At 51.3% G+C, this 12104-nt stretch carries 3 protein-coding genes; 1 reads left to right on the top strand and 2 read right to left on the bottom strand.

What is annotated here, in order from left to right; translation table 11 throughout:
* Positions 1–184 precede the first annotated feature (184 nt).
* A complete protein-coding gene (locus OHL19_RS11870) occupies positions 185–1534 on the top strand; it encodes a sigma-54-dependent transcriptional regulator (protein WP_263357911.1) in 1350 nt (449 codons plus the stop codon).
* A gap of 44 nt (positions 1535–1578) precedes the next feature.
* On the opposite strand, the gene OHL19_RS11865 is transcribed toward OHL19_RS11870, so the two are convergent.
* Positions 1579–3549: a glycosyltransferase family protein gene (locus OHL19_RS11865; protein ID WP_263357910.1), complete on the bottom strand. Its 1971-nt coding sequence runs from the start codon at positions 3547–3549 to the stop codon at positions 1579–1581.
* Positions 3550–3939: 390 nt separating this feature from the next.
* Positions 3940–11691 carry a DUF4082 domain-containing protein gene (locus tag OHL19_RS11860; RefSeq protein WP_263357909.1) on the bottom strand — a complete coding sequence of 2584 codons (7752 nt, stop codon included), beginning with the start codon at positions 11689–11691 and terminating at the stop codon, positions 3940–3942.
* Between the last annotated feature and the right edge of the window lie 413 nt (positions 11692–12104).

Raw genomic sequence — 12104 nt, 5'->3', positions numbered from 1 at the left:
TGTACATACTTGAGGGATTGTTCATCTCAGGTAAAAGTCCTCGGGGTAATGAGCAATTATGCGGTTATCGCAGGCCGACGAAGCTCATATCTACTTGCTGAATATGTAACTTTTCCCACATCTACGTTGAGGTGTTCTTGTGTGCCTAGGAGTAAGACTTCTCGCTATTAGTGAAGATTTCCGTGTGCGCAATCTGATCCAAAACTTTCTTGAGGCTGAAGGTCATGAGGCGCTATGCGTCTCATCTTCTGACGAAGCCTTTGACGCATTGCGTGGAAACATGGAATGGGATCTTCTTTTACTGGATGTAGTAAAAGATGAAGATCTTGACCGCTTGTTTGCCCCCTCTCTTCTACAGCGCATCGGAATTGAGAGAGTTTGTCTTCTCACGGAGATAGGCGATACATCGTGGAAGGTTCAGGCGAAATCCTGGGGTATCAACCGTGTACTCAGCAAGCCATTTCTGCGTCAGGATTTAGAGAAACTGATTTCAGAATCCGCATGTTCTCAAGCGACATCTGGATATCCGCCGTCAATCAGCCCCAAGGAGCCGCCCTCTTTCCACCTGGAAGAATTGGACGATCACGGGTTCTTTCTTGCCGGGTGCCCTGCGATGATGCAGTTGCATAAGAACATCGGCATCCTTGCGACTGTCGACTATCCTGTATTGATTCTTGGTGAGAGCGGCGTCGGCAAAGAGGTTGTCGCCAGATTACTGCATAAGTATCACGTGCGATCGGGCAAGAAATTTGTAAATGTGAATACGGCCGCGATTCCCAGTGAGCTTCTTGAAAGCGAGTTGTTTGGTTACGAGGCAGGAGCTTTTACAGGGGCAGTGAAAGCTAAGCCGGGTAGCTTTGAACTCGCAGATCAGGGGACGCTGCTGCTCGATGAAATTGGCGAGATGAGTTTGCAGATGCAGGCAAAACTGCTTCACGTTTTGCAGGACGGGTCTTTCAGTCGTCTAGGAGCTCGATCCTCAACTCATGTTGACGTCCGGATTCTGGCAGCTACGAACGTGAACATTGAAGTCGCGATTAACGAAAAAAGGTTCAGGGAAGATCTGTACTATCGCATTAGCGCCTTCACCCTGGTCGTCCCATCACTTCGAGATCGACGCGAGGAGATACCGCTTCTTATCGAACAAATGATCAATCGTGGATCCGCGAGCGCGGGGCGTGAACCCTGCTCTTTCTCTAACAGGTTGATAGAGGCTGCACAGGAGTATCACTGGCCAGGAAACCTCCGCGAATTGCGCAATTTCGTGACACGCCTGCTTGTGCTTCAGGATCAGGACTCCGCTTATGAGGATCTGAGAAGAAAGACACAGACAAAGTCCACGCAGGCAATCACCGCGCCAAGTCAGCTTGGTATGAAAGGCGTGGTGAACGACGTGAAGCATCAGACCGAGAGCCGCATGATCAAAGAGGCTTTGACTGCATCCGGATGGAACCGGAGACGTGCAGCAAGCAATTTGAATATCAGCTATCGCGCCTTGTTATACAAGATTCAGCAACATGGGCTAAGCGCGTGAGCACGGCCTCTACTCCGTTTTGAAGTGACTTTGCAGGATTGTTCTTACGGATGAATTGGCGATGGCGTATTCCACCTCTTGCGGAGGATGGCATAGCCATTTCGATGTTCGGAATTGTGGGCGACTAAAGCATAACGATCATTGATCGTGAGGCTACGATGAAATTCGTAGACATCTGCCTGATTGATGTCTTCAAGAACTACAACTGTAGCTCGATCGCGATATTGTTCGTAGTGGGTGCTCGCCATCAGTTCGGACCCGTCAATGACCAATAAGAGCGATGCCTCGGGGGGCAATGGATCAGCGGGTTTTGTTATCTGGCTGACATTCGGATCTTGTGCGTAAATACGTTGCAATTGTTCGAACGAAGAGTCACTTTCACTAACGCAAATTACGGACGGAAAGCGTGGATTTTTTCTTAGTCCATGTAAGCAGCAATCCGTTACATAATTTCCATGGCGCGCACCAATGAGCACGACTGTGCTGACCTGCTCTTCACTCGACAATGCCTCGACTGCCTGGAAAAAGTCGTCCCGCGAGGCCTTCGAGACTTTGTAGGGCAAGAAATAACCCACACGGGTCTCAATCCTGCGCAAACCGCCGTTAATTACATGCCTCAGGCGTTTGAAGCCCCACCGTTGCAAACGTCTGATCGAACTTACCTTGTAGCTATCCCAATGCAACTTAGGCGGCGGGGTAGTATGATCTGCACGGACTTCTGCGCGAGTTGCCATAGATCCAAATGGATGGGTTACGGATGTCGCTGCTTGCGCGGCACGCTCCGCGATTCTCGACTGATCGCAGGCCTTCAGCATTCGGCAAACAAGATCGAACCACTCCTTGACATCGAGCTCAGGTAGTTTGTGGACTGAGTAGTTAGCGGGCGAATTGTAAGCCTTCGCAGCGTCTGGTTCAATGCCCCTCAATCTGTAAATCAGGAGCCTCACGCGATCCAGTTCGCGATGGTGTAATTGAGGAAACTCCATGGCCGCGGAAAGTGCTTCATCTTCCTTTCCACGGCATAACGTCATCAGGATGAAATATGCCCACTCCACTGGATCTGGCACGATGACATGCGGCTCTTCCAGCACGGTTTCGAGCATTCGGATGCACCAGCTTTGAGCTTGGCGCGCGTCGCCCGCAAGGAGATTACTGATGACCAGGCCGAGCTTTGGCTCAGGCATAATGTGGTAATTCAAGCATCGCAGGAAGGTAGTATTTGCTTCCGCATATCTGCCTGTCCATACCTGGAGATATCCACGCTTCAGTAGTTCGCGGTCTATCCCATTGGCGCAGACATGAGAATTACGGTCTGTCGCCTTGTCTGTTAGTACCAATCTTTCAAAGGGCCCAGGTTGGATTATTCTTTGATTCGGCTGTAACGCTCTTTGCAGGCAGAACCATTGATATAGCTGATCTCTATGCCGAATCGTATGTGCGGAGTGGACTAGATCATGCCCGGCTGAAGTTATCTGTTTTAACTCGTCGGAATGCGTAAAGAGATAGTCCAGCTTGTCTAGTACATTGTGCTCCTCAGCAAACACGCAATTTACCATGTCGACGAAACCGGCAGCTTCGAGCCCTTGCGATCGTTCTGCGAGCAGGCATGTCATGGATCCCGGTACTTCGAAATGCTTGCGAACAACTTCGTTTGCAATTGTGCCGCATGCCGGCACTATGGAACTGGAATTGAGTAGCCGGGCATACCTCTCGCCCGAAAGCATTCTGGCTGTGTCGGATTCGTGAAACCATCCAAAGTGTGGACAGGTTAAGGTTGGGTAATATTGGCTCACACGTCGATAGATCCTGTTACGCCATGGGTAGTGAATTCGAAGACTGCCTGTGAACAGTACCGGAATATTTTTGCTTTCCGAGTAATCTTTATAGACATTATCATCAGCGAAATTAGGCCAAACGAACAGTCGATCTGCGATTTCAGGTGTGTACTCTGCCATCGATACAGAGAGTGTAAAAAAGGTATCGACGCCCCAACTTGCCATATCCGCGAGAAACATTTTTCGGGACTTGCAATAAGCGTCAGCGTTAAGAAATCCAACCTTAGGAATCTCTGGATATGCGTCCGTGTTTCGAATTCTTCGAGATGAGTTTGAATAAACTCCCGACTCGAAGAGTGCAAGGTCTGGCTTATGCATCTCGCAGATCAACTTGTAATCACAGTCATGCTCTTCGACAAGAGAGACATCAAACGAGAGCGATAGACACTTCACATGTTCGTCCAGATGACGACGAACAAACTCGGGTGATTCATGAGTACCATTTCGAAAGAAGACGAGCTTCGGCCTCGCATTGGCTCTCTCAGCCGGGTTTGTTGTAAACCTCACGGAGTCTCCCATTATGCAGATGCATTAACTTAAGCAGCAATCACAGAGGATTCGAGAGACAGGCTAAGTTACGGTTATCGTAAATGTCTGCGTGCTCTTGGTTCCACTGGTATTGGTGTATGTTGCCACATAGGTGTTGGTACCTGTAGTCAGGCGAATGCCGTCAATTTCACGAGAGGTTGAAGTGAACCTATTCGGGCCTGACCAACTCCACGATCCGCCGGTAGAAGGTTGAGGCCCAAGATTTACAGTGGAGCCAGGAGCGACGGTTACGCTGGAGACCTGTTGCCAGGCTGCTCCGTTCACCTGGATAAAGGGCACGATTGGGGTACCAGCTGTGCTGAAATTAACCGTTACATTCGCGGTGCTGACAGTAACTGCCGTGCTAGTAGGCGTAAAGGTGAAGCTAGCCTTGCTCGGCGTCACCGTATACGAACCTGCAGCCACCCCGGTAAATGTATAAACACCGGATGCATTTGCAGTCACGGATGCTGTTGCTGCACCGCTCAAGCTAACAGTTGCTCCATTGCCACCGGCGCCGCTGATCGTTCCCGTGATGCTGTGAGTTGCCGCTGAGGTGAAATTGGCAGTTACATTCGCGGTGCTGACAGTAACTGCTGTGCTGGTTGGTGTAAAGATGAAGTTAGTTTTGCTCGGCGTCACGGTATACGAACCAGGCGCAACCCCGGAGAACGTATAAACACCGGATGTATTTGCGGTCGTAGATGCTGTTGCTGCGCCGCTCAAGCTGACTGTTGCGCCATTGCCCCCGGTACCGCTGATCGTGCCAGAGATGGTGTGTGTTGCCACCGAGGTGAAATTAGCAGTTCCGTTTGCCGTGCTGATTGTAACTGCCTGGTTTGGTGGAGTGAATGCAAAGCCCGTCTTTGTTACCGTTACGGTGTATGAGCCAACGGCTAATCCAGTGAAGGAGTAAGTGCCTGCGGAGTTAGCCGTTGTCGTTGCCGACTTTGTACCGCTAAGGGCTACTGTTGCGCCGTTGCCGCCGGTACCGCTGACTGTTCCCGTGATGGTGAAGGTCTGTACCGCCGAGGTGAAGTTAGCTGTAACATTTGCAGTACTGACGGTGACGGCCGTGCTCGCTGGTGTAAAGACATAGCCAGCCTTGCTTGGTGTTACCGTATAGGCCCCCGCAACCACGCCGGTGAATGTATAGCTGCCAAGGATATTTGCCGTGGTTGAAGCCGTGGCCGCACCGCCGAGACTTACCGTTGCTCCATTACCGCCGGCGCCGCTGATGGTTCCAGTAATAGTGTGAGTTGCCGCTGAGGTGAAATTCGCAGTCCCATTCGCCGTGCTGATCGTAACTGCCTGGTTTGGTGGCGTGAATGCAAAGCCCGTCTTAGTTACCGTTACGGTGTATGAGCCAACGGCTAATCCAGTGAATGAGTAAGTGCCTGCGGAATTAGCTGTTGTCGTTGCCGATTTCGTACCGCTGAGGGCTACTGTTGCGCCATTGCCACCCGTGCCGCTGATTGTGCCAGTGATGGTGAAGGTCTGTACCGCCGAGGTGAAATTCGCCGTTACATTTGCAGTACTGACAGTAACTGCCGTGCTCGCTGGTGTAAAGACATAGCCAGCCTTGCTTGGTGTTACCGTATAAGCCCCGGCAACTACGCCTGCAAATGTGTACACTCCGGATGCATTTGCGGTCGTAGATGCCGTCGCGGCACCACTCAAGCTGACTGTCGCTCCATTGCCACCAGCGCCGCTGATTGTGCCGGTGATGCTATGGGTTGCCACTGAAGTGAAATTCGCAGTTCCACTTGCTGTGCTGATCGTAACTGCCTGACTCGGCGGAGTGAATGCAAAGCCCGTCTTAGCAGGTGTGACTGTATACGAACCGCTCGTTACCCCGGAAAACGTGTAAACCCCAGATGCGTTTGCGGTCGTGCTCGAAGTTGCTGCTCCGCTCAGACTTACTGTTGCTCCATTGCCGCCTGCTCCACTGATCGTTCCCGTAATGCTGTAGGTCTGCGCTACCGAGGAGAAGGCCGTGGTAGCATTCGTGCCGTTTACGATGACAGACTGGCTGTTCGGCGTGATTATGTATCCAATCTTATTGGCCGTAACGATATAGGATCCGTTTGCCAGACCTGTAAACGAGAAGGCTCCTGATGCGTTTGCAGTTGTGGTTGCGGTCGCTGCTCCGCTCAGACTTACTGTTGCTCCATTACCGCCTGCTCCACTAATGGAGCCAGAAATAGTGAAGGCCGCTGTATTCGAGGTGAAGTTGAGTCCGAGGACATGCGAGTTATTGATCGTCGCGCTTTGAGTTGCGGGGCTAAAGCTATAGCCGCTTACACTTGGCGTGACTGCATAGGTGCCGTTCGCTAGTCCGCTAAATGCGAAGTTGCCTGAGGCGTCTGCAGTTGTGGTTGCAGTGGATGTACCCGTCAGAGTGACTGAAGCTCCAGGTCCGCCTGCTCCACCCAATGTTCCGGTAATGCTGTAGGTGGATGAGGGTGTGTAGATGACGTCCACCCAGTAGTTGATAGCGTTATTCAAGGAATCGACGTTAGGGAATGAACCGGTCGTAGCATAAACATATACGCCGTTAGGTCCATTGACTCCGTTTGCCAATGCCTGCAGAGGCGGCGTACTTACACCTGAAGTAGAGAAGTATGCCACGTCTGCTGAATAGTTACCTGCGGGAGCAAAATAGGAAGCAACATAGGTCGTGTTTGCCGCAACAGGTATCGGGGTTGAGAAGAAGACCTGCTGCCATCCGCTGTTGCTCTCGTTCGTGAACGTTGCACTTCCCAATAACGTTCCCGATGCAGACCAAATATGGCCTATGTGCGTTCCGGTATTTGCAAGCGCCTTGTAGAAGCGCAAACCACTGATATATGCGTCCGCACTTGCAGTAAATTTAACGCCAACTTCAACGGAACTATTGTCATTAGAGTCCGTCGTTGCCGGTGTTGGTGCGGATGGCCAGATGGTGTCACATGGGCAGTTCTGGGGTACAGTGAAATTCACGTTTACGGCATTGGCCCCGTTAAGCACCACAGTCTGGCTGCCAGGACTAAAAACTACGCCGGCAGAAATCGATGGCAATATCGTGTAAGTTCCTACAGTAACTCCAGTAAAGCTGTAGTTGCCCATAGAGTCGGCAGTGGTTGTGCTGGTTGATGTCCCAATCAGGCTAACTGTCGAACCTGCTCCTCCGCTAATTGTTCCACTCACCGAGTAAAGAACAGCCGCCGATGTGAAGTTCACACCACTGACCGCCGATCCGTTAACCGTCACACTTTGATTAAGTGGACTTACATTAAATGCGGGCCCGGACGGTGTCACGGTATAAGTACCATTTGGCACTGTGGCGAAGCTGTAATTTCCAGAGGCGTCAGCAATGGTTGTTTGGGTTGTTGCACCTGCCAATGTTACCGTGATTCCAGGGGCTCCTCCGACCGTACCCGAGACGGCGTACCCAAGCACAGACGCAGTGAAAGTGATAGCGAGATTATGGGCACCATTGATGGTGACCGTTTGACTTGCAGGGCTGAAAACAATTCCTGATTGGCTGGCCGTTACGGTATAGCTTCCATTGGCAATGTTAGTGAAGCTGTAATTGCCATTGGAGTCAGCGATCGTAGTAGCATTGGCTGCTCCGCTCAACGTCACGGTGGTACCTGCAGCTCCCGTTCCAGAGATAGTTCCGGCGATCGTGTACGTCCCAGTCGCAGCGTATATTACATCGACCCAGTAGTTATTTGCGTTGTAACTTCCAGTCGGAAGTGTACTTGTTGCGGAGTAAGTAAACACTCCATTTCCGCCATCTACTCCGTTCTCTAACGCATGGAGCGGCGGGCTATTCGTTCCAGTAGTCGCAAAGTACGCTGCGTCCGCTGCGTAGTGTCCTACTGGTGAAAAGTAGGAGGCGACATAGGGGGTATTGGCTACTACCGGAACTGGATTGGCAAACATGACTTGCTGCCACCCAGAGGCGCTCTCATTTACGAAAGTAGCCGTAGATAAGGGTGAAGTAGCTCCAGATCCCGACCATAGGTTTCCGATGTGAACACCGGTATTGGTTGCAGCCTTGTAGAAGCGCAGGCCGAGGATATATCCATCTGAGTCAGACTGAAGTTTTACCCCTACTTCAACTGACTCCGGGTCGCTCGAGTCGGCGACCACCGGTTTAGACGAAGGTTGCCAAATCGTGTTGCATGGGCAAACTTGAGGGACCGTAAAGTTAACCCCGGTAATGTTGCTCTGCGCGACCGTAACGTTTTGGTTGCCGGGCAAGAAGATAGCCCCTGCATTCGTTGGAGTGATCGAGTAAGTTCCCGAATAAACTCCATTGAAAGTAAAGTTACCGTTGGCATCAGCCGTTGTAGTCGCAGGAATAGTTCCACCAAGAGCTACAGTTGCTCCAGGTCCGCCGGCACCCGTAATTGTGCCACTGATGCTGTATGTCTCGGCTGCATAGAGAACATCAACCCAGTAATTCGTAGATTGATAACTATTCGTCGGAAAAGCGGCGGTCGACGAATAGATATAGATACCGTCGTGGCCACTAACACCATCGGCGAGAGCATGTAGCGGTGGCGAGTCGGTACCGGAGGATGCGAAGTAACCGTTTGTTGCAGAGTAGTGTCCATTGGGCGCGAGATACGACGCTATATAGGTGGTGCTGGCGTTCACCCATACAGGCGAGGCGAAGTAGCCTTGTTGCCATCCGGACGCGGTTTCGCTGGGGAATGTGGCTGTGCCTAGCAACACTCCTGTGTTTGACCAGAGGTGTCCAACATGCGTGCCTAGATTGGTGCTGGCCTTATAGAATCGGATTCCTGTCAGATAGGCAGGACTATCGGCTGTGAACAATACACCTACTTCAGTAGAGAAGACATCGCCGCTGTCTATCGTCGCTGGAGTAACGGATGATGGCCAGATTGAGATGCAGTTACATATCTGACCAGTGAAGTTTACCCCAGCCGCACTCCCACCAGATAGATTCACAGATTGCGTGCTAGGCATGAAGATGTAACCCGCTTCATCGGGTGTCACTGTATAGGATCCGCTTAGAAGCCCCGGGAATGAGTAGTTGCCTGAGCCATCGGCCGTGGCAGTTTCGGTAGTTGCGCCAGCCAGATTTACTGTAGCCCCCGCACCTCCACTAATGGAGCCCGAGATCGTTAATGGATTGGCTACGGTTGCTACAAAGTTGACTCCCGTCACTGCTCCAAAGCTCACATTTACGGTCTGACTGGATGGTGAGAATGAAACTCCGGGATTACTTACAGATACGCTGTACGAACCGTTTACTACACCGTCAAAGTTATAGTTTCCTGAGGAGTCTGCAGACAGCGTTAGATTTTCTGGACCACTTAAAACTACGGTGGCTCCTGGGCCTCCGATACCACCTATATTGCCACTGATGCTGTAGGTGTTAGAGGACGAAAAAATTACATCGACCCAGTAATTGGTGGAATTGTAGGTAGCGGTTGGAAAGCCACCTGTTGCGCCATAGAAGTACATTCCATTTCCGCCGTCAACACCATTTTGCAAACCATGCAATGGCGGATCGTCTGCGCCGGATTGCTGAAAATAGAAAGAGTCTGCCGAATAGTGACCAACCGGTGAGAAGTAGGACGCAACATAAACCGTGTTTGCAGTTGCCGCAATCGGTGTGGTGAAGTTGACCTGCTGCCATCCTGAAGCGGTCTCATTCGTGAAGGTTGCGGTACCGAGCAACTGTCCACTATCTGTCCAAATGTGGCCGATATGTGTGCCTGTATTCGTCGTAGCTTTATAGAAGCGAACGCCGAGAATTGAGCCATCGGCATCTGCTCGAAACTTGACGCCGACTTCGACTGCATAGGGATCAGCGCTATCAAGATTCGAGGGTATATTGGAGCCGAAGATAGTGCATGGGCAGACTTGTGGAGATACACCCAGAACCAGTCCAGGACTCGGGGTTTCCAGATTGCCGCTATCATCCACGGCTCGACTTAGAAGAGTATTGGAGCCAGCTACGGTCGGTGTCCAGGCATAACTCCAGCTGGTTCTTCCGGTGGCAGGATGCCAGGTCTGACCGCCATCTCCTGAAAACTCTACTCCTGCTACGACGCCTCCGACATCAGAAGCTGTTCCAGTAACAGTGACGGTGCTTCCAGTATCAATGGTAGCTCCAGCATTCGGACCAGTTATCGTGGAGTGAGGCGCTGTTGTATCTGTAGAGGGGCTGGCTGCAGAGAGACCAGGTTGTATGGTCGCTGGTTGCACACCCATGTCGGCAAACAGGTTTACTGTAGCCTGCTCCATGTTGATATCAGGATTAGGATTTTGCGACGCGAACGGATTATCGTGGTTGTTATTTAGACCATAGGCCCAATCAACTGTGCCTGCGCCGAAAACCAACGCACCGCTCGGCGCACGATACATCATCATGTGATGCGTGGCAGTGCCTGCACCGTAAGTTCCGCCATAGTCCAGCAGCAGGTCTGTCGTAAGCGCGTAAGCAGAGGTCGATAGATGGAAGGCGCCAGGCGGCCTAGCTCCGTTATCTGCATCTACATCCCATTCGTAGCCCAGGGAGCCCGGTACCAGCGTATAAGTCTTGCCAGCAGCAAGACTCGCAACCGCGGTGTTCCGCCAGAAACGCATCTGTCCATCGGCTTGCGGAACTAATATCGAAAGATTGCCGGAGTTATCTACATTGGGCCCGTTAACCATGAAAAGTGTTCCGGTTAAGGCATTTTCAGGCAAGCCTCCATCCGCAGGCGGGCTGAAGGTTGGATCGCGCCAGGTGCCGGTCCAGGTTGGTGGGTCTTCAGGATCGAGCTTTGCAAACGCAAGCGTCTCCTTGTAGCAGGCAAGAGTACGATACGCCGTGTTCGTTCCATCAATGCTGTTTTCCCAGCGAGTCTTCCAGAAAAATTCGTTACCGCTGAAGAATGCGAGGTTTACTCCGGCATCCCGGGCCGCTTGAATGTTAGTACGCGCCGGTCCCGATACATATTCATCGTGGCCGGAATCCATGTATACCTTGTGATTCAGGATGAGAGATCCATTGCGCGCCGCATCGAGAGCTGTTGAGTAACTAACATCGTAGCCGTTAGCCTCTAGCCACTGGACCATTGCAAACTCAGCTCCGAAGACCCATGTTGCAGATTCAGCTTGAAAACCGCGCGTTAACACTGGGCGGTTATAACTTACCTTGTAAGTACGGAGTGGAAGATTAAACGAGTTATAGCCTGGACCATAAAGGCTGCCATTTCCATAGTAGTTATAGGCTTGCCACGTTGTGTCCGAGGTTTGATACAGGATATTGGACTTACTGGAGTCATTTCTCACGATGAAAACGATGTGGCTGTCTCCACCTGTGTCCGTTCGGATTAAGTGCGCGAAATAGATGCCGGATGTAGCGGTTGCCGGGACTTGCCAGGAAGCAGATACTGCCCAATTGCCGCAGTCGGTCAGTCCTGTAGTCGCATCACTCAGGCATGCAGGCTGAGTCTGAGGCAGCTTTACAGACGGAGTTATCGTCGCGATTTTTCTTGCGCCATTGCCTGCGTAATACCCCATGCGATAGATATTGATTGTGTAAGCGGAGGCTGGCGTGTCGATTTTAAAGTTAATAGTGCCGCCCTGGTTCACACTTATATCGGTGGCAAAACCTTGAATCGTCAGATCGCCTGCATCGCTGGTACTTACATCCCACTCGTCGGAATCGTTTCCGGGAAGGCAATTCTCGGCAACAATCGGATTCGCAGCATTGCTGCATTGGGAAAATGCATGCGCTGAAAAACCAATCAAGGCAATGACAATAAGTCCAATGATTCTCACACTACTGCAATTCCACCGGAGTGGTAGGTTTTTATACATAGAACTCCCGCTTTCTGATCCACCCGTAATTTCAGACAAGAGCCGCGCTCAAATTCACAAGTCTGAATTCGCAGCTACATATCGGAACATTTCGCAGTAGCACGTATGGTGCCGAAAAATCGTGGCCCGGAATGCGAGGTAGATCGTTTTTTTAGCGCACTCAAGGAGTTCCTGGAGTGAGTAGCCCAACAGGCATTGTTCTGTAATTGAAGGAACGGTACTCAACGAAGGGATTGAGGATTGAGGCATCCCGTACTCTTTTCGTTTTGCGCTTAAGTTGGTGAAAACACTTTGGAACGCCAGCAAAACAGGCAGGATTAGACCGCCAGGAACAGCAGGTTCGTAACGACACTCACGTTATCTATAGAAGGTCG

The organism is Acidicapsa ligni (assembly GCF_025685655.1).
GTDB classification, from domain to species: Bacteria; Acidobacteriota; Terriglobia; order Terriglobales; family Acidobacteriaceae; genus Acidicapsa; species Acidicapsa ligni.
Note: the sequence above shows the minus strand (reverse complement) of the source record. Positions and strands in the feature narration are given on the sequence as shown.